The sequence below is a fragment of the Xenorhabdus poinarii G6 genome (genome assembly GCF_000968175.1).
Taxonomy (GTDB): Bacteria; Pseudomonadota; Gammaproteobacteria; order Enterobacterales; family Enterobacteriaceae; genus Xenorhabdus; species Xenorhabdus poinarii.
The window spans coordinates 968,598-988,210 of record NZ_FO704551.1 but is presented as its reverse complement, the minus strand read 5'-3'; the positions used below and the strand labels follow the sequence as shown (position 1 = coordinate 988,210).

The window sequence follows — 19,613 nt, the reverse complement described above, 5'->3', positions numbered from 1 at the left end:
ATCACCCCATCATTTTCTTGTAGGCATCTGCCGCCTGTTCTGGCGTTAAGCTGGCTACCTCAATCGGGCCATCATTAGCTCCCGTGAGTTCGTTTTTAACGTTCTCGCGGAACGCCTGAACAGAGACATGCTTACCCAGCAACTCCAGATTCTTGACCTTATCCGGCCATTTGATCTTTTTGAGAATGCCAACCATATCCCGCTCATCTCCCCGTCCCTCGAACATCTCAGCCAAATTGAATCCGCTCAAATATCTGCGCCACGATTCCGGCCAGTCGGATAACGGTTTAATACTCAGATCGTTATTCAAAATATCCGCAACATCCATCTGGTCAATTTCAACGAGGCGCATCAGCACATAGTTCGCATCAATCCCCAATTGCGTGTTACGCGCCACTTTCAGCTCATCAATCAGTGCGACAACATAGGATTTCTGCATTAACTGGTAACCAATCTCACTCGCGCGGTTCGGGCTGTACCCTGCCCTGATCGCCGCCTGCGTTGCATTCAGATCGACCAGATATTCTCGGCAAAACATTTTTTGTTTTGTGGTCATTTTCTGTTTTGTGGTCATGTTATTGACTCCGCGAAAATAAAAATATATGCAAAAATGCAAATTTACACTTGCTGCTATTAGCATTTTTGCATATAATTATCTCATGTTAACGAAATGGAGATGCAGTGAAACAAAGCGAGTTTTTAAAGTGGCTAAAAGCCCACGGGGTAGAAACTGAAAATGGTAAAAAACATTTGAAACTCTACTACAAAGGCAAAATAAGCCATCTTCCCAGACATCCCAGTCAGGAGTTAACAACGGGCTTGGTTGAGGGAATAAAGAAACAGTTAGGTTTGAAGTAAATTCCAGCCCCCGACAATAGGGGGCTGTCACTGCATCAATAAATAAGTTAGAGAGGCCAATATGTACTATCCTGCGGAATTTGTTAAAGAAGATAACGGATATACAGTCACATTTAGGGATATCCCTGAAGCCATCACTTGTGGTACAGATATGCCTGAAGCAATGGAAATGGCCGAGGATGTTTTACTTTCCTGTGTCGAAATATACTTTGATATGGATAAAAACTTTCCTCTGCCTAATTCTGAGATTCAAGAGGATGAGCAGTGGGTATACTTACCTGATAGCGTGTACGCTAAAATCTTACTTAATAATGAGTTGCTAAAAGCTAACATTAATAAGGCTGAGTTATCACGTTTAACCGGTATCCGCCCCCCTGAAATCCAAAGAATACTCGCACCGCGCCATGCAACTAAAATTGATACGATTAGCCGGGCAGTTGCCGCTATAGGTAAAAAGCTATCACTTTCAGTTATCTAATATTTAGCCCCTAGAACTTAGGGGCTACTGGCATTCAGTATTAACACACTCCTGCAACCCCAGTATCATTTGCTCTGGGGTTCTGTTTATTATTATGTTAGTCTTTCCACGTGATCGATTTTACCGCCCACATCTGGGCGTCCATAATGCGTCGTAGCGCCTCGTTGTGAATCATCAACGATTCGTCAGTCGTTGCACTATCCATACTGTCATGTACCAAATCAATTAGTTCAGCGGATTTTTGTTTTACCGCATCAACCAGAATATTACCGCCTGGGTTAAAACTAATACCTACCAATTTTTGTCCTAATGTCATACTCATAGAGAACACTCCGTTTTTATGTAATCCTGCAAATATTTTAATTTTGCGAGGTCGTTGATGATGTTTTCTCGGATATCGAGAACAGTTGATCCAGTTGCTCCAGAGAGTTCGACGGTGGTTGCATCGACCACGCTGCTGGAGGCAGGGGGTTCAGACACGGGGCAGTTAGCTTTGATGCGCAGCTTGCGACGGCCAGCGGCAACATCAGCCCGCAAATTGTTAATTTCAGATTTGGCATGGGCGAGTTCCTGCGTGTGTTTGGTGTCCAGTTCATGCAACATTGTGATGTGCGTGTTCTGGTAGGTGATACGGTCGGTTAATTGCTGGATTTCGGTTTTCTGGCGCTCATTAACCTCTTGCAGCTCAGCGCGTTTAACACCGTGATAATATGTCTCAAATACAGAGGCGACTGTAACAATAATCAGAATAATGGCCATGTAATGGGGTAATGTGAATTTCATAGCAACAATGCCCCGATAAACAAAAACCAACCCCAACCATCTCGGCTACCGATTGCCAGAATGAATGCACACAAAAACATCATGGCCGCCAGTGAATATTTAGTCATCCAACCCCCAACACGTTAACTCTGCCTCCTGAGCACGTCGTTCCACCTGACCATAACAGCCATTAGCCTGCCCTCGGGTCTGTCGGCAGTCACGGCCACCGTCAAATATCCAGCGTTGAATCTCAGCACATGCCCCGCGTTTATCTCCGGCGTTCAATTTTTTATAGAACGTGGAGGAAAAACATTTACCGGGGCCAATGTTGTACGGGCAAAAACTGGCAATGCCTGCGATTTGCGCCTCTGTCAGCGGCACCTGTATATTGCGTTTTACCCATGCAATGGCGCGTTCGGCCTCTCTGGCGTTGAGGTCGCTGCATTGTGCGGCTGTCAGTGTCATTCCCCGCCTAACGGGAACGCCATCTATTCGAGTCACGCCACGGCAAATAGTCCAGACTCCCCCCGCATCCTGATAGGCTGATAGCCGCTGCCCCTCTTTCTCATCCAGAAACTGAGCGAGAATAGCCGTGGCACTCGCACCTGAGAGCACTAACCCAATGACAGCCGCCGTTAATTTAGTCTGACGTTTTGCCATTGCGTTTAAACTCCCGGTGTTTGTAGTACCAGTTCACGGCGAATGTGCCTACCGTGCAGATAATGCCGACGACAATCGCCCAATCGTTCAATGACAGGGCACCAAGCATAGCTGTGAATGCGCCCCATCCGTAGGCAGTGGGGCTTGAGTATTTGTCCATACGCATATTTCCACCCCACTGACGGAGTGACCATTAGGTGTGTTGATATGAAAAAGCCCTCAGAATCGAGGGCGGTGTAGATACGGTGTAGATACGCTGTGCGTTACCTGTAGCAGGACTAGCCCGCATAATTTCAGAGGTTCAATTGAGGTCCTGCCTATGTGGGTGCTGTGGTCGGCTGGAACAGGTAATTCCCGCATCACCCCCCGGAACGTTATCATGTAGGCGTCCGGCATCCTGTATCACGCCATTGGCGGATCGCCCACCCCGGTTTGCGTCTCAATACACCCCCGTGTCAGTGAGATTTTAAAGTTTGTGGGCGATCCTCCAATGGCATAGATCATTTGTTAAAAAACGGTCGTATTTAACATAATGGTCATTAGGTGAACCCTCGATTTTCAACTCAGGCAAAAAACGGCGCCTACGCCTCAAAAACGCCAGTCTTCTCGCCCATAATGGTCGGTTTTTTTGATATAACATTTTGCTAACAAATCACCACTATTGGGGTTCAGTCAAATCTCGGTGTCTAGGCTCTGTTTTCCCCAATTTTCAATTTTTGGGCAAAAAGAAAGGCGCTCAACTTCGAGCGCCTTTTCACTGGATATAAAAAACCATTTTTAGCACAATAGCACACTTTTTGCGGCCCGCACTAACGTTTAGCATCTGACTGGCTGATTTTTGACCGATAAATCCATATCTAATTGAATACCAAGCATATCTAGACAGCCGGCAATAAAACTCTCCCCGTGTTGTATCCGGTGCCTAACCTCTTTTTCATTCGTCTCGAACCGGCGTGCAATCTCCCGCTTGGAGCGCCCTAGCTGGTAATGTTGCTTGATGTATTCCAGTTCTTCGCTTCTCCCCGTTGCCTGTAACCGTGCTACGCAGAGATCGACGATCAACCCATCTTCGTCACTGCATGTCGGCCGGTTGTCGCCACTGGCAGAGACCAGACCGCTAAAACCCGCAGCGACAGGCGACCAGCCGACACGAGTCGATTCGCTGGTTGACCAACCGCCCCACCGTACTAAAACCTTTTGAATATCTCGCATAGAATTTTGCCCTGTAGTTTCGTGTATCCTGAAAATTTTTCACCGGAAGCCGTCGCGCCTACGTGTCCGTGTGGTGCTCGCGAAAAGCAAATCGCGAAGTGCACCACGCTAAGGTATTGATCCTTATAGGTGTAACCATCTGTATCCATGTGTAACCTCTGTTTCTTAACCTTTCCTCTAGGCCCCTTATATATATAATGGGGTAGTTATAGCTAGGTGGTTACATTGGTTACATTGGCTTCAAGCCTTGCTATCTCTTGGCTTAAAGCGTAACCACCTACTGGTTACAGGTGGTTACAGGTGGTTACAGATAGCTTTTAAACTTATAGGGCTATGCTGGTTACATTGGTTACATTGGTTACGCCAGTTCCCAAACTTTACTGACTTTTCCTTCAATACGTCGCTGAACACGTTTAAAGCCGCAGTTTCGCAAAACGTTACTGATCCGAATCTCCTCGCGCTTGGTGATCCGTGATGGCTCAAAATTCAATGCCTCGCGCAACACGTCGCTGGCTCGCAGAAACGAGCGCGAACGAGGTTTTTCACCTATCATCAAATCAGGTTCTTCCAACCAGTTTTCTACTATTTCCAGCCATGCGTCTTTGATTTGGTACTGCCCGTGCACAGCCACAGCCAACTTTTCAACTTCTCTGAACTCGATACCGCGTTGCTTGTACACGACCGCCGCTTCTGCCCATAGAAGCAAGAGGTCATCTTTAATCGCTTGAAGCTTGATTTTAGTTACTTCAACAGGTGCCCACCGCCGTTCGCCGGTTTCATCCCCTAAGAACTCGTTTTTATTGGTCGTACCGAAGAACAATAACCGTCGGGGGAACTGAACCGCGAATTCACGGTACTTAGGCACCCAGTTCTCATGGGTACGGGTGACAAGAGCCTTGATACTTTCTTGCTCTTTGGTGTTCAGCCCGCGTAATTCGCTGATTTCCGCAACCAGACGCCCGCGCATCTTGCGCGCCAAATCGTCATCTTTTTCGGCAAAGCTGACTTCGGTATGAAACGCGGGGTCAGGCGAGAGTGCGGCCACACCGGACGATTTACCGCAGCCTTGCTCTCCGACTAGAATAGGCACAATATCGGCTTTGCAACCAGGATCGAGAACACGCCCCGCTAGCGCCGTCCATGTATACATAGATACAGCACGGGTATACGGGGTATCCTCAGTACCAAAATGGGTATGATAAAAACGCTCAATACGCGGCACGCCATCCCATTCCAAACTGTTGAGCCACTCGATAGCAGAGTCGAACGGTTGTTCATCCGCCACCAGCATCACCACATCGCGAACCAATTCACGCCCGACCGGTTTAAACCCGCGATTTTCCAATGTGATGCGCAGGCGCGAGTATTCAGCGTCATTGAATGCCTGCCACTGAACCGTACCCGTTGGCGTAAACATGATCTCATCACGGAACTGATCAAAACGAATTTCTATACCAACAAAATCAGGCCGCATCACCGCTTTGAACGTGTTTTCTATCGTTGCCTCAATTTGACCCCATTTATCGCGTTTGAACGCAGGTAATGGCGCAGGTTCGGACACCTCAGTAGAGGTTAAATCCTCAAAATCATCTTTGCCGAACCCGATAGCGATACGAAAATCGCCGTCGTTACGATGTGCGCACGAACCGTGCTGGCATTTGAAATGGCCCTGTTCGAATCCGCCCGTACCTGCCGGAAAATACGCCGTACTGGTGGGGCCACTATCAATGCTGTGTCCATCTGCAAACGGGCATGTGATATAACGCTCCCCGTTTTTACCCAATGCCAACGTATGCCCGTTCGCGTCCAGATAATCGGCGGTTTCGTCAGTCGCGTTGGGGGTAGACAGGCTACGGTCACGCAACGCGGCGCCAGAGGTATTCGCCTCAGTGGAACCGACAACGGGCAGGTGTTCAGTCAGGGCAGACCACAGCATTTCTAATTGATCAGGCGTGACTGCAAGAGGCTCACCAGGCAAACCGCCATCCCATTGGATACGTGCGCCACTGGGATGGGTGCCTGCCGCGACAAATTGCTGACCATCGGCCAGCAGCTCAATGATACCTAGCTCACCCTCCAGACGATGGATGCGTTTACGGTAGTCGCCCTCAACGGCCAGCAGGTACAGGCATTTGTTGGAGTTATCGCGGTAACGGCGCGGGGGTAGTTCGCCGAACACATTGATCAACAGTGCCTGGATTTGGACCTGTACATTTTCATCATCGCTATCGCAATCCAGCCCTAACTGTCCCCGACCTGTGAGCATACAAATTCCGTAATCCGGCTCGTTAGCCCACGTAGTAATTTCGGAATCGGTCGCGATCTTTTCCGTCCATTTAGGGATGCCGACTACATGTCTTGAACGATTGTAACGGCTAGGTGTCTTACCAATGCTTTTCAGTGATGAATCAGGGGAGACTGTCGCACCGGGGTTACATACAACAGGTAGCATTCTATCTGTAAGGCCCCGAATCAGATCGAGATGGAACCACTCGTCTTGTGTCGCTCCCCATTGTTTTTGTTCTGACATATGGGTGTGTCCTGTTATTTTTTGGCTACAAATTCAGTATAAAAACGCTCGATAGCTCTAGCGGTAGATAAACGGGGGTTAGGACTGACACCTGTCAAAATTCGGCTTAACGACGGCTGGCTAACCCCGGTGTGTGAGGCTAGCTGGGCTTGAGTAAATCCGGCATCTATAATTTTTTTAATCAATTCTTGTGGGTGAAATTCGTACATCATCGCGCTCCTATTTATTGGACGAGCCTAAACTATACGTAAACGAATTATATATCAATACTGGAATGTATCGAAAAAAACTCTAATATATGCGTAACTGCATAATTGATTAAAAATCGCGCAAACGAGGGTCTAGAAAATGATGTCAGACTTTGGAGTTTTAACTAAAAATATCAGGTATTTGATGGATACCCACGGGATAGCCAGCGTAACAGAGCTATCTAAACGATTGAAAATGCATCAACCAACACTTCATAGAATGTTGACAGGGGAAGTGAAAGACCCGAAATACGCCACCCTAAAAACTATCGCTGATTTTTTTAGGGTATCCCCAATTGATCTGGTCGAGTGTGATCTCCAATCCGCCCCCTCTAAAATAGCTATGGATGAACAGGGGGAGCTACATACGTACCATTTCAATGACATTCCAGTGAGAGGGAACGCTCAACTGGGTGACACCAGTTACTGGAATGATGTTGATAGTACGGATGGATACATTAGATGGCCGACGCATGACCAAGACGCCTACGCACTAAAATGTATAGGCAACGCTATGATCCCCAGAGTAAAAGAGGGTGAATTTGTGATTATAGAGCCGAACCATTCGTACTCGCCGGGGGATGAGGTATTGGTTGTCACCGATACGGATGAGGTGATGGTTAAAACATTTTTGTTTGAACGTGAAAACTATTACCACCTATTGTCTATCAACGAAGACCACGCCCCCGTACGCCTTCACCATGCCAAAATAGTTCGAATGCAATACGTAGCCGGAATAGCTAAAAGCTCGTTATGGCATTCTTAGCTGTAAAATCAAATAGTTAAACAAGGCCACATATTTGTGGCCTTTATTTTTGGAAAAATTATGTGTTTTCGTATTGACCTCTTATACAACACGGTATATAAATACGATAACGAATTAAAAATACAGTTTCGTATCACAGTTGCTCTTTAACAATTTGGAATCACATCTAATGCTGAGCAGAGAGATCTGCGCAACTCAGTTCCCTGACATCTCCGGACCTCACGGGGTATATGGCATCTCAGGCAAGCGGCGGACAGTGTTAGGTGTATTTATTGACAATAGGAGGAATGAATCATGGTTTAACAACGCGGATAGACCGCGAACGTGTACGTTAATGCTGCGGTAGTGACGCAGCCCCGAATACCCAAAGTTGCGGGTAGCCAGATGCAGGTACGAACTGCAACACGCGCTGGTGAGGGTTAATGAGGAAGAAGGCGTGCCGGTGCTCCAAGTTGACCGCCAATCAACTACCGGTTAGAGGTGAGGGATTCGCGGAGATACCCCTGACTACGGTCTCAAAGGCATGAGCGCGACCACTGCGAGAGTGTGGTTGATTGACTGTAGGTCATTCAATGAGTGGCCTATGGTGAGTTAATTAACAGCCTCGCTAACGCGGGGGTTTTTTATATGCATAAAAGGAGTTAATACCGTGAAACCGAAAGTAATTCCTGTAGATAGATACCCGATAAGCAACGCGGTTCGTCGCCTGCGCTGGCTACGAAAATGCGACGAACTTAAGCGCAACCCCACCACCCGATTCCCGATTACACTGTACGTATAATAAATAAAAGGCCAGGAAAATGAGCTTAGAAACTTCTTTGAATAAAAATAATGAGCTGTTAGCGCAACAAAAGACCCTTCTGGAGCAACAAAACGCACTGTATACCCAGAACAATTCTTTAATCCAGCAACTTCTTTCGGCGTTGGCAAATAACGTAGTCACCCAGTCCGCCGCCCCAGAGAAAGAAAATACTCTTAAGGATGAACCCTATATTCAACTTGCTGTAGAACACGTTGAACAGCCCAACAAAACGGCAAAACCTGCGAAGAAAAAAGCAGCAGTAGATAAAACACCTGTTGATATTGAAACACTGGACTTGGAAACCGTCGTCGCCCTTGCTGTTTTGTTCAAGAATGATGCCTATAACCTTACCGCCGATAAACTGGCTCAGGCTCGTGCTGTTATCGAAGGTGTTGGCGAATCAGAACGTAACGGCCAAGCGGATGCACTAGATTGCGCACTACAAGGCGTGCTCGAACTCAAAGCGCTGACCAAAGCGCAATCCTTGGATTTGTGCCTGGAAATGTTGGAAAACTGGGATAATATCCCCGGTATCACGGAGCGTCGTGAATTCGCATTGGATTTACTCAATCAGGGTACACGGGCCTCTGAACCAGAGCCAGAGCCAGAGCCAGAGCCAGAGCTTGATTATGGGGCGATATTCAATCAGGCACAACAGGCACTGCTACGGTTGGCGAAAAACGGTTACCGCCGCGAGGCTGTGGACATCGTCGCTAAATTTGGGGTTAAAAAACTGGGCGACATCCCACAGGAAAAACTGCCGGAGGTTCTGGCACAGGCCGAAGCTGCGCTGGAGGAATAGTCATGCCGGAGGTACATGCAAAACTCTCGCCCTCATCGGCGCATCGCTGGTTACGTTGCCACGGTAGCCTCGCAATGGAAATGGGTCAGCCTAACACTGAATCGCCGTTCGCGATTGAGGGCACCGCAGCCCATGCCCTGGCTGAAACTGTGCTGAACAATCGCCAGAACCCTACGTTTCTCGGTCAACCCTACACGATGGGTCAAAATACCGCCGATTATTTGGGCCAGTACATCCTACTCAAACCCAATACACCACGGGTCAATGACGAAATGGTTGAGGCGGTGGGGCAATATGTAGAGACGGTGTGGGGGCTGGCTCAGGGTAACGAGCTATTGATCGAACAGCGCGTTGATTTTTCCGAGGTGATTGGCGTCGAAAACTCGTTTGGCACTGCTGATGCCATCATCATTAACGGCGGTGAACTGCAAATTCATGACCTGAAATACGGTCGCGGCGTGCGGGTCGATGCCGAGAAAAACGAGCAACTGATGTTGTACGCGCTAGGCGCTCTCGACCAGTTTGATATGTTGTACGAGTTTGAAACGGTACGGCTGTTCATTCACCAGCCCCGATTAAATCACGTATCAGAATGGGTGCTGGGTGTAGATGAATTGCGCCAGTTCGGGGAACGAGCCAAAGACGCGGCGGCATCGGTCATTACGATATTTGGGATTGCACGGTGTGAAGGGGTGGACACATTACCACAAGACACGTTCACACCGGGCGAAAAACAGTGCCGGTTTTGTAAAGCCAAGGCGGATTGCCCCGCACTGGCCGCTCACATCTGGAGCACTATTGTGGAGGATTTTGACGACCTGACACAACCGTTAGAGCCTCAGATAGCGAAGGAACAAATCCCTAAATATGACAACCAAACCCTCGCAGCCAAATACGAGCAAGTTGATTTTATCGAAAGCTGGTGCAAGGCGGTGCGGGGCCGTGTCAGTGATGAACTCAATGCCGGGCACCCTATCCCCGGATTTAAATTAGTCGAGGGTAAACAGGGTAACCGATCATGGAGTGTTGAGACAGACGCCGAAGTGATGTTGAAAACGCTCAAGCTCAAGCAAGACCAAATCTACATCAAGAAAGTAATCAGCCCTACCCAAGCGGAAAAAGTGCTCAAAAAAGAGTACCCGAAAAAATGGGCTAAGTTAGAGTCCCTGATTACCCGGCCTGACGGTAAACCTACCGTTGTCCCGGAATCCGATCCGCGTCCAGCACTGGACATTAATCCTATCAACGATTTTGACGACATATCTGACGATATGTTCTCGTAATAACCTCTAAAGAGATAACAAAATGAAAATTAGTTTAAAACAAGTGCGTCTGGCATTCCCTGATTTATTTGAAGCAACTCAGGTTAATGGGCAAGGCGATTTTAAATTCCGTTCCACGTTCCTAATTCCAAAAGAGCGCAAAGATTTAAATGCCGAAATTGAATCCGCCATCCTCAAAGTGGCTACGGAAAAATGGGGGGCTAAGGCCGAGGGAATTATTAAAAGCATTCGCGGAAACAACATGCGATTTAATTTCCGTGATGGCGATGATAAACCGGATTACGACGGTTACGCGGGTAATATGTATATTTCCGCCAGTAACAAATCGCGGCCACTGGTTATTGATCGCGACCGTTCGCCACTTACGGCTCAGGACGGTAAACCGTATTCCGGCTGCTATGTTAATGCCACTATCAGTATTTTTGCGTATGAAAATAACGGTAAAGGGATTTCGGCGTCGCTCTCAGGGGTTCAGTTCGTCCGAGACGGTGACGCGTTCGCAGGTGGTGGCGTCGCCTCAGTCGATGATTTTGACGATATCAGCGAAGGTGCTGACGCAGAAGCCGACGTTTTTAATTAAATATATTTTATGCCCCGCTTCGTGCGGGGTATTTATCAGGATAAAAAACCATGACACAGAAAATATTAACCAAAGATATAAAAAGCGAAATTGTTAAAAACGCACTGATTAAAGCGGGTATTTTCGAGAAAGACGAACAATTATATAAAGACCGCGCGAATTGGGCTGAGAAAATACGAATTGAAGCCATCGGTGGCGAAAACATGGAACAGGGCATCCAAAATGTTTTATCCGAAATAAAAACGTTGGCGGCTAAAATTCCCGAAGCATTGCGTGAAAATGATATGCCTGTTCGTGACACATATTATATAGCAATTAACTTAGCGGGCAGTCGTGTTGTTGCCTATTTTAACGGCGCACGTGCACGTTTCGATAATCGGGATTGCATATTCAAAATAACACCAAAGGGAACCACATTATTAGCCGATAATCCGCTGGTGAATGAATTCTATGCCCTCGAAAAACGGTACAAAGAATTAGAAATTCAACGCGAAACTATTACACATAATGTAGAAGCCGCGTTATTAAAAGTTCGCTCCGTAAAACGGTTATTGGAAGAATGGCCGGAGGCTGCCGAATTATTGCCTAAAAGCGCGGCGAAAGCCGCACCAGTTCCCGCCGTTCGCCGTGAAGCACTTAATACATTAATTGGGCTGCCAACGGACGCGGGCAATGAATAAAATACTATGGATCGACCTCGAAACCTACTGTGAGACGCCGATTAAAAACGGCACTCACGCCTACGCCGAACATGCCGAAATTATGTTATTTGCATGGGCGGTTAACAATAACCCTGTTCAGGTATGGGATGTGACCAGCGGAACACCCATGCCCGCCGAATTGCATCAAATGCTACATGATCCACGCGTTATTCTATTCGCTCATAACAGCCACTTTGACCGTACCGTTCTGCGCCATTACATGCCGACACTGCACGCAGATATTGGCCGCTGGCGTGACACGATGGTGCGGGCATTAGCTCACGGTTTACCGGGGGCACTGGGTGCATTGTGTGAGGTATTGGGCATTCCGGCGGACAAAGCGAAAGACAAGGAGGGCAAGTCGTTGATCCAGTTATTCTGTAAACCCAGACCTAAAAACGTCGCCATTCGCCGTGCTACCAGTAAAACCCATCCCGAAGAGTGGCAGAGATTTGTCGCGTACGCCGGGTTGGATATTGAGGCCATGCGCGAGGTACATAAACGCCTGCCCAAATGGAATTACCAGGGCAATGAGTTAGCGCTCTGGCACCGTGACCAACAAATCAATGATCGCGGTGTTTGCATGGATATTGAGCTTGCAACGGCCGCCATCGATGCCGTGGAACAGGAACAAAAACGGCTGGCAAAGCGCACGCAGAAACTGACCGACGGTGATGTACAGGCGGCCACCCAGCGTGACGCCATGCTACGGCATATTACCGCCGCATTCGGTGTTGAACTGCCTGATATGCAAAAAAGCACCTTGGAACGCCGGATTGCCGATCCTGATATTCCCGTTGCATTGCGGGAATTGCTGACCATCCGCCTACAGGCCAGTACTACCAGTACCAGCAAGTACCGGGCGCTGATGAACGGCATTAGCGCAGATGGACGCCTGCGCGGTACGCTCCAGTTTTGCGGGGCGTCACGTACCGGGCGTTGGGCAGGACGCCTATTCCAACCGCAAAATCTCCCCAGGGCTACTCTAAATCAGGCCACGATTGATACGGGTATCGAGGCGCTGAAAACGGACTGTGCGGATCTGTTATTCGATAATATCATGGAGTTAACCAGCTCGGCAGTCCGTGGCGTTATCATCGCGCCGGCGGGTAAAAAATTGGTGGTGTCTGACCTGTCCAACATCGAAGGGCGCATGCTGGCATGGCTGGCAGGGGAACACTGGAAAATCACCGCATTCAGTGAATTCGATAAGGGTATCGGTGCAGACCTCTACAAACTGGCCTATGCCCGTGCGTTCAACATCCAGCCTGACGAGGTGACAAAAGATCAGCGTCAGATCGGTAAGGTCATGGAACTCGGGTTGGGTTATGGCGGCGGTGTTTCTGCTTTTTTGACGTTCGCGTTGACCTACAATATGGATCTGGACGCACTCGCCGCAGCGGCGTTACCCAACATACCCGCCTCCGTCCAGCGGGACGCCATGAGCTGGTACAAAAAAGCAGTTGAACAGAAACAAACCCACGGACTGAGCGAACGGGTTTTTATTACCTGCGATTCGCTTAAGCGCATGTGGCGCAATGCCCATACGGCAACCGTGCCGTTCTGGTATGAGCTGGAAGAGATGGTAAAACGGGCTATTAGTTCACCCAACGTCACTATCCCCTGCCGTAAGCTGCGAGTCCGCCGTGATGGGGCGTGGCTCCGTGTGGTTTTACCGTCCGGGCGTGCAGTCTGCTACCCCTCACCCCGTCTGGATGACGGGCAGATCAGTTACATGGGCACCAACCCCTACAGCCGTAAATGGCAACGGCTCAAAACCTACGGCGGGAAATTGGTAGAAAATGTCACTCAAGCCGCCGCCCGTGATGTACTGGCAGGGAACATGCCACTGATTGAAAACGCAGGCTACGATATTGTGCTGACGGTGCATGATGAAATTATCAGCGAAGCGCCAGACACAGCGGAATACTCCCCTGAACATCTCAGCACGCTACTCGCCACCAACCCCAAATGGGCGCTAGATTTGCCGTTGAACGCTAGCGGGTTTGAAGCGTATAGATATAAGAAGGATTGATAATTATGAAACGTTGTAAAGAATGCAATGGCTATTACGGTTACCCGAAAGTAGTTAATGTTGGTGAAAGATGTTGTTTTACCATAACTACTACTACCCGTGATGGACGTTCATACCAAAGTCGTACAGTAACTGGGATTTTATTAATGTCAGAAAAACAGGGTGACGACTTTTCTGTTATGTACCGTAAAAAAGTCTATCACCCTGACCATATTTCACACCCCGATGACCCATCGCCACTAACCCTAGCTTTTTCTGAAAGCTGTAATTGCCCTCGTCACTGAGATACTCCTATGTCATTTAAATACCGAGGCAGCCCGTTATATTTTCGGACTGCGCGCGAGGCTGCGCAAATTGAACGCGAGGGCGATTATCGGCGGGCGTCGAAAGTCTGGAATAAAGCCGCCCGCCATTCACGCAACTCTTTGAATATTGAATGGGCAGAAAACCGTTCGGATTTTTGTTTAAAACAATTGGAAAGAAATAATGAAAATACGCGAGGACGTGATCGAAAAACATTTAGTCAATGAAGTAAAAAAAGCAGGGGGCATCGCTTATAAGTTTGTTTCCCCTGGTCGCCGTGGCGTACCCGACCGTATTGTTGTTTTACCTAATGGCCGTGTGGTGTTTGTCGAGTGCAAAGCGCCGGGCGAAAAGCCCCGCCGCGACCAATTACGGGAGCACGAACGGCTCAGAGCACTGGGGCAAACGGTTGTTGTTTTGGATAGCAAATTTTTAACGGGAATATTATCATGATTATTAAAACACATTTATTACGTTCGGTATTGGCATTAACCGATAAGAAAGACATTCGCACGTACTGCCAAGGTATACACATCACGTCTAAACACATAGAGGCAACAGATGGACGTGCTATTCTGAGGCTAGAACATGGAGAAAAATATCAAGAAGATACTGATATTTTTGTGATATTTCGAACAAATAAAATACCCAAAGAAGCTATAAATACCGAATTAAACTTTAGTAATAACTTCCCCGCAGCATGGCACCGTGATACCGAAAATGAGTTTATCGGGAGAAACAATGTAGATGTTGTTCAATATGAGTACCCGAACATATCCAGACATACCGATGCAACACTATCGTCTAAAAAATCTAATGCGATTCCCTACATCCATGTTAGGTATCTCAACTTACTAAGTAAAATTTTTCCTGAAAAAGAATTTGCGGTACAGCTTGAGCCAACAGGAATGGCTAGCGTTTGTCGTTTTAAATTTACAAAAGAAATTAAAGAAAAGTATGGAAACCCTGATTTCATTGTAATGCCAGTGAGAGTAAAGGAATAATATCGTGACTAAACCTATTCTCGATATGTGTTGTGGTTCACGAATGTTCTATTTCGATAAATCTAACTCTGATGTTTTATTTTGTGACATCCGCAGAGAGCAACATATTTTATGTGATGGCAGGGAGTTAAATATTAATCCCGATTTAATAGCCGATTTTAGAAACCTGCCATTCGAAAACGAGTCGTTTAATTTAGTGGTATTTGACCCGCCGCATTTAATTCGTGCGGGTAAAAATGGCTGGCAGCGCAAGAAATACGGCGCATTGGATAAAACAACATGGCGCGATGATTTATCACGGGGATTTAGGGAGGCATTCAGGGTACTACGTCCAACGGGGACGCTGATTTTTAAATGGAATGAAACGCAAATTAAAACCAGTGAAATATTGGCACTGATAGATATTCAGCCTGTTATCGGTCATATATCTGGCAAACAAGGATACACTCACTGGATGACATTTTATAAACCAGGAGACCCTCAATGATGCAATTCGGCTCGGTTTGTTCCGGCATTGAGGCGGTCAGTGTGGCATGGGAACCGCTGGGGCTGTCCCCGGCGTGGTTCAGTGAAATTGAGAAATTCCCCGGTGAGGTACTGCGCTATCACTGGCCGTATGTCCGCAATCTGGGGGATATGACCCGAATTCCCGTCCTGATTGCCGAAAATCAGGCTAATGCACCGGATATTTTGGTCGGCGGGACACCCTGTCAGGCGTTCAGCATTGCGGGTTTGCGCAATGGGCTGGGCGATGAGCGGGGACAATTAACACTATCATTCGTGGAGTTGGCTAATGTCATTGATTCAGTCAGGGCAGCAAACGGAAAACCGCCCGCCATTATCGTCTGGGAAAACGTTCCCGGCGTGTTGTCCAGCGATAACGCCTTTGGTTGCTTTCTTGCAGGGCTTGCCGGCGAAGATGAGCCTTTGCAGCCGTCAGGGAAACGGTGGACGAACGCGGGTTATGTGTCTGGCCCCCAAAGAGCCATCGCCTGGCGAATTCTCGACGCTCAATATTTCGGAGTGGCCCAACGACGCCGCCGTGTGTTTGTTGTCGCAAGTGCTCGAACAGACTTCTGCCCCGCCACGGTACTTTTTGAGCCAGACAGCCTGTGCAGGAATACTCCGCCGGGCAGAACGGCGAGGGAAACAACTACCGCCCATGCTGGAGGCCGCGCTGTTATCGGTAGTCACGGAGAGTTAAACATTTACCGGTTGGTTTCGTTCGGGGATTATCGGGCGGATGATATTTCGTCAACGTTGCGCTCACGGGATGATAAAAGCGCCGCTGATCTGATAACAACACGCGGTGCAGTGCGCCGTTTAACGCCCGTCGAGTGTGAACGGCTACAGGGGTTTCCCGATAATCACACCTTAATCCCGTGGCAGGGTAGAGCGTCGGCGGATTGCCCCGATGGTCACCGCTACCGGGCAATAGGTAATTCAATGGCCGTGCCTGTGATGGCATGGATTGGGAAACGAATTTTAATGCAGATGGGGAAAATACCTCTATGATCGCTATGTCATATGGGGGGGGGACTAATTCAGTCGCGTTATTAATTGGGTTGTCAGAAATAGGTCTAATGCCGGATTTAATAACATTCGCTGATACCGGTTGCGAAAAACCTCACACCTATGCGTATCTCCCCGTAATAAATAATTGGTTAATGGCAAATGGCGGGCCACAAATTACCGTTTGTAAAAAAGTATTCCGTCACGGTCGAACTAAAGCAGAGTGGGTGTATGAAGAAAAAGATTTATATACCTATTATCGCGAACGAAATATGCTACCCGCCGTCGCCTACGGTTTTAAAAATTGCAGTCAAAAATTTAAGCTCGAACCGCAGGAAAAAGAATGGAACAACCACCCTCTGTGCGGAGCTACGTGGGCACGGGGTGAACAGGTCATTATGCTGGTCGGTTATGATTTTGACGAAGAACAACGGGTGCTCAATGCCCGTCGCAGTCTGGCTAATGACGCCGTTCTGTCCAAGAAGTTTCAGTATGAGTACCCGCTGTATGATTGGGGGTGGGACAGAGACGCGTGCATAGCGGCTATTCAACGCGCGGGGTTACCCAGACCGGGCAAAAGCTCTTGCTGGTGCTGCCCCTACACGAAAAAACCGGAGCTGTTACGCCTCCAGCAAGACCACCCTGAATTGGTGGAGAAAGCGTTGCTAATGGAAAAGTCCGCCGACCTGAAACAAATAAAAGGGTTAGGCCGACGTTGGAATTGGGGCAAATTCTTACAAAATCCTGATGGCTACGGTATAGATGATCTTGACCACGATATGCCGTGTGGTTGCTACGATGGGTAAATAATCCTAATTGGAGAAAATAGTAATGATAAATCTACGTCGTTTTTATTTATGGCGATGGGTTTAGTTACAGGTTTGGGATGTCAGCGAATGGGGTGGAATAGGTTTAGGTCGATTTGCTCCGTGGGTATTTCATCAAATGATCGGTTGCGAATTTCCAGTTAAGAAAATTAAATAAGGAAAACATTTATGAACAATGGATATAAAGAAGAGCCATCGTTAGCAGCGTTTATTAATAACCCGCTACGTAATAAACCAATTGAATACACCGCAGAGTTAGAATTAACGGATCTTGCCAAGAGTTGGGATGGTATGGCCATAGCATACGGCAGAGTATTTAATGACAGCAGTAAACGATTCGAAGACGGGGTCGAAATAATAACGTCTCTGGTAATTAATGCCGAAACCTACAAAACCGATGGATATATAAAAACTCGAAACTCCATTTATAAAATACGGGAGCCAATTAATAATGACAGATAGCACGGTAAATTACATATTATCGGCCTACAGCGTTAGCTGTATATTAGTATTTATAGGTCTGGCGATATGGTCACGTTACACTACGTCTAACGAAAAACCGCACCTATTCGAAAGCATGGTTGTTAGTGTGCTGTGGGGCGTCCTATTACCGATGTTCATTACATTATCAGCGTTGGAATTCATATCCGATAGGTACGATAATTTTACACGGAGAAATGCAGAATGAGATTCTATATGAAAACTGTATTTTACGCGGTCTGTGATGATGTTGGTGTTTGCAATTTTAAAGATGACAAATACCAAACATTGAAAGCAGTATTTTTCGATAAATCGGAGGCTGAATTACTGGTTAATAATAGTGATAAAAAACTTATTGTCGTTCCAGTTTATATAGAGGATGCGAGATGAAAGCATTCACGCCTCGCCCCTACCAAAACCTGATTATCAATCACGAACTGGATATCTCCCGCTGCAACGTGTGGGCGGGAATGGGTATGGGCAAAACTGTAGCAACATTAACTGCGCTCGAAGATTTGTACATGGTGGGTATGGAAACCCAACCAACGCTAGTTTTAGCGCCGTTGCGTGTGGCTCGCTCCACGTGGCCGGATGAGGCTGATAAATGGAACCATCTGCGCAACATCGAAACACAACCAATTGTAGGCAGCGTGGGGGAGCGCACCGCCGCATTGAAAAACACCAATGCCAGTGTATTCACCACCAACTATGACAACCTCGTCTGGTTGGTCGAAACGCTAGGCGATAAATGGCCGTTCGCTACCGTCATCGCCGATGAGAGCACGCGGCTAAAATCATTCCGGTTACGCAAAGGCGGCAAGCGCGCCGCCGCGTTGGCGAAGGTCGCACATCGCCATGTACGCCGCTGGGTCAATCTCACCGGCACACCCTCCCCAAATGGGCTGGTTGATTTATGGGGGCAAGCGTGGTTTGTCGACCAGGGCGAACGGCTCGGCCGGACGTACAGCGCCTTTACTTCGCGCTGGTTTAACAGCATTCGTTTTCCGGGGCAACAATGGGTGAAACTAGAGCCGTGGCCGTTTGCCCAGGAGCAAATACAAACGGCGCTCAATGACGTAGCTATCGCACTAGACGCGGCGGACTGGTTCGACATTGAAGAGCCTGTCCATAACGTTATCCGCGTTGACCTACCGTCCAAAGTTCGCCAGCAATATCAGGCGATGGAAAAAGAAATGTTCGTTGAGCTGGATAGTATCGGCGTGGAAGCGCTGAACGCAGCGGCCAAGACCGTCAAATGTCTGCAAATTGCCAGTGGTGCACTCTATACCGACGAGAACGGCACTTGGCAGGAGCTGCACGACGCCAAGTTGCAGGCTCTCGACAGTATTATTAATGAAGCCGGCGGAATGCCGGTACTGGTCGCCTATCACTGGAAACATGATTTAGAGCGGTTATTGACAGCGTTCCCGCGCGGTCGGCATCTCGACTCTGATCCGCAAACCCTGCGCGACTGGAACTCCGGAAAGATCCCCGTGATGTTCGCCCACCCTGCCAGCGCCGGACACGGTTTAAACCTACAGGACGGCGGCAATATTCTGGTGTTTTTCTCTCACTGGTGGGATCTGGAACAGTACCAGCAAATCATTGAACGTATCGGCCCTACCCGACAGGCACAAGCCGGTTATCACCGTCCGGTCTTCATCCACCACATTATCGCTGCTAACACCATGGACGAAATGGTCATGGAACGACGTAATTCTAAGAGGGAAGTTCAGGACATTCTACTGGAAGCAATGAAGAGGAAGTGAA

At 48.0% G+C, this 19,613-nt stretch carries 24 protein-coding genes and 1 pseudogene; 17 read left to right on the top strand and 8 right to left on the bottom strand.

The window, feature by feature from the left end:
* Position 1: 1 nt before the first annotated feature.
* Positions 2–574 carry a terminase small subunit gene (locus XPG1_RS04555; RefSeq protein WP_045958024.1) on the bottom strand — a complete coding sequence of 191 codons (573 nt, stop codon included), beginning with the start codon at positions 572–574 and terminating at the stop codon, positions 2–4.
* 107 nt (positions 575–681) lie between these two features.
* On the opposite strand from XPG1_RS04555, the gene XPG1_RS04550 reads away from it, so the two are divergent.
* Complete coding sequence (locus XPG1_RS04550; RefSeq protein ID WP_045958023.1) at positions 682–858, top strand: type II toxin-antitoxin system HicA family toxin; 177 nt, start codon at positions 682–684, stop codon at positions 856–858.
* 61 nt (positions 859–919) lie between these two features.
* Entirely contained in the window at positions 920–1,336 is a 417-nt protein-coding gene (locus XPG1_RS04545) for a type II toxin-antitoxin system HicB family antitoxin (protein ID WP_045958022.1), read from the top strand.
* A 97-nt stretch (positions 1,337–1,433) separates the two neighbouring features.
* Here the strand turns inward: XPG1_RS04545 and XPG1_RS04540 are convergent, their stop codons facing one another.
* The 7 genes from XPG1_RS04540 to XPG1_RS04510 all read right to left on the bottom strand — a co-directional run bounded on the left by XPG1_RS04540 (position 1,434) and on the right by XPG1_RS04510 (position 6,712).
* Positions 1,434–1,658 carry a hypothetical protein gene (locus XPG1_RS04540; protein ID WP_045958021.1) on the bottom strand — a complete coding sequence of 75 codons (225 nt, stop codon included), beginning with the start codon at positions 1,656–1,658 and terminating at the stop codon, positions 1,434–1,436.
* Positions 1,655–2,119, bottom strand: a complete 465-nt coding sequence (locus XPG1_RS17955) for a lysis protein (protein WP_052708248.1) — start codon at positions 2,117–2,119, stop codon at positions 1,655–1,657. Before XPG1_RS17955 ends, XPG1_RS04540 begins: the two co-directional genes overlap by 4 nt.
* 99 nt (positions 2,120–2,218) lie before the next feature.
* The gene (locus XPG1_RS04530) at positions 2,219–2,758 is read right to left on the bottom strand and encodes a lysozyme (RefSeq protein ID WP_045958019.1); all 540 of its coding nucleotides are present in this window, start codon (positions 2,756–2,758) and stop codon (positions 2,219–2,221) included.
* Entirely contained in the window at positions 2,739–2,924 is a 186-nt protein-coding gene (locus XPG1_RS04525; protein ID WP_045958018.1) for a phage holin family protein, read from the bottom strand. The genes XPG1_RS04530 and XPG1_RS04525 overlap by 20 nt, the downstream gene beginning before the upstream one ends.
* A gap of 650 nt (positions 2,925–3,574) precedes the next feature.
* On the bottom strand, positions 3,575–3,970 hold the full coding sequence (locus XPG1_RS04520) for an antiterminator Q family protein (RefSeq protein ID WP_045958017.1): 396 nt from the start codon (positions 3,968–3,970) through the stop codon (positions 3,575–3,577).
* Positions 3,971–4,328: 358 nt separating this feature from the next.
* Entirely contained in the window at positions 4,329–6,500 is a 2,172-nt protein-coding gene (locus tag XPG1_RS04515) for a VapE domain-containing protein (RefSeq protein ID WP_045958016.1), read from the bottom strand.
* A 14-nt stretch (positions 6,501–6,514) separates the two neighbouring features.
* Entirely contained in the window at positions 6,515–6,712 is a 198-nt protein-coding gene (locus XPG1_RS04510; protein ID WP_231853049.1) for a helix-turn-helix transcriptional regulator, read from the bottom strand.
* Between the two features lie 136 nt (positions 6,713–6,848).
* Here XPG1_RS04510 and XPG1_RS04505 point away from each other — a divergent pair, with 136 nt between their 5' ends.
* The 15 genes and pseudogenes from XPG1_RS04505 (at position 6,849) to XPG1_RS04440 (ending at position 19,612) form a co-directional block, all read left to right on the top strand.
* Positions 6,849–7,514 carry a S24 family peptidase gene (locus XPG1_RS04505; protein WP_045958014.1) on the top strand — a complete coding sequence of 222 codons (666 nt, stop codon included), beginning with the start codon at positions 6,849–6,851 and terminating at the stop codon, positions 7,512–7,514.
* A gap of 800 nt (positions 7,515–8,314) precedes the next feature.
* Positions 8,315–9,118, top strand: a complete 804-nt coding sequence (locus tag XPG1_RS04500) for a hypothetical protein (protein WP_052708247.1) — start codon at positions 8,315–8,317, stop codon at positions 9,116–9,118.
* A 2-nt stretch (positions 9,119–9,120) separates the two neighbouring features.
* Complete coding sequence (locus tag XPG1_RS04495; RefSeq protein WP_045958013.1) at positions 9,121–10,401, top strand: DUF2800 domain-containing protein; 1,281 nt, start codon at positions 9,121–9,123, stop codon at positions 10,399–10,401.
* Positions 10,402–10,423: 22 nt separating this feature from the next.
* Positions 10,424–10,981: a DUF2815 family protein gene (locus XPG1_RS04490; protein ID WP_045958012.1), complete on the top strand. Its 558-nt coding sequence runs from the start codon at positions 10,424–10,426 to the stop codon at positions 10,979–10,981.
* A gap of 50 nt (positions 10,982–11,031) precedes the next feature.
* Positions 11,032–11,661 carry an Nmad5 family putative nucleotide modification protein gene (locus tag XPG1_RS04485; RefSeq protein WP_045958011.1) on the top strand — a complete coding sequence of 210 codons (630 nt, stop codon included), beginning with the start codon at positions 11,032–11,034 and terminating at the stop codon, positions 11,659–11,661.
* Positions 11,654–13,717 (top strand): DNA polymerase, encoded by a 2,064-nt coding sequence (locus tag XPG1_RS04480; RefSeq protein ID WP_045958010.1) that lies wholly within the window; start codon positions 11,654–11,656, stop codon positions 13,715–13,717. Before XPG1_RS04485 ends, XPG1_RS04480 begins: the two co-directional genes overlap by 8 nt.
* A gap of 293 nt (positions 13,718–14,010) precedes the next feature.
* Positions 14,011–14,247 (top strand): ANR family transcriptional regulator, encoded by a 237-nt coding sequence (locus XPG1_RS04475; RefSeq protein ID WP_045958009.1) that lies wholly within the window; start codon positions 14,011–14,013, stop codon positions 14,245–14,247.
* Entirely contained in the window at positions 14,204–14,473 is a 270-nt protein-coding gene (locus XPG1_RS04470; protein WP_045958008.1) for a PDDEXK family nuclease, read from the top strand. Before XPG1_RS04475 ends, XPG1_RS04470 begins: the two co-directional genes overlap by 44 nt.
* Positions 14,470–15,024 (top strand): hypothetical protein, encoded by a 555-nt coding sequence (locus XPG1_RS16975; RefSeq protein WP_052708246.1) that lies wholly within the window; start codon positions 14,470–14,472, stop codon positions 15,022–15,024. The genes XPG1_RS04470 and XPG1_RS16975 overlap by 4 nt, the downstream gene beginning before the upstream one ends.
* Before the next feature lie 4 nt (positions 15,025–15,028).
* Positions 15,029–15,511 (top strand): class I SAM-dependent methyltransferase, encoded by a 483-nt coding sequence (locus XPG1_RS04460; protein ID WP_045958007.1) that lies wholly within the window; start codon positions 15,029–15,031, stop codon positions 15,509–15,511.
* A pseudogene (locus XPG1_RS04455) lies at positions 15,508–16,509 on the top strand (DNA cytosine methyltransferase); the annotation flags it as partial. The gene XPG1_RS04460 and the pseudogene XPG1_RS04455, both read left to right, overlap by 4 nt.
* A 26-nt stretch (positions 16,510–16,535) precedes the next feature.
* The gene (locus XPG1_RS04450; protein ID WP_045958006.1) at positions 16,536–17,342 is read left to right on the top strand and encodes a phosphoadenosine phosphosulfate reductase; all 807 of its coding nucleotides are present in this window, start codon (positions 16,536–16,538) and stop codon (positions 17,340–17,342) included.
* A gap of 189 nt (positions 17,343–17,531) precedes the next feature.
* Entirely contained in the window at positions 17,532–17,825 is a 294-nt protein-coding gene (locus tag XPG1_RS04445) for a hypothetical protein (RefSeq protein WP_045958005.1), read from the top strand.
* Between the two features lie 234 nt (positions 17,826–18,059).
* Positions 18,060–18,233, top strand: a complete 174-nt coding sequence (locus tag XPG1_RS18310; RefSeq protein WP_157879441.1) for a hypothetical protein — start codon at positions 18,060–18,062, stop codon at positions 18,231–18,233.
* On the top strand, positions 18,230–19,612 hold the full coding sequence (locus tag XPG1_RS04440) for a DEAD/DEAH box helicase (RefSeq protein WP_045958004.1): 1,383 nt from the start codon (positions 18,230–18,232) through the stop codon (positions 19,610–19,612). Before XPG1_RS18310 ends, XPG1_RS04440 begins: the two co-directional genes overlap by 4 nt.
* Position 19,613: the final 1 nt, after the last annotated feature.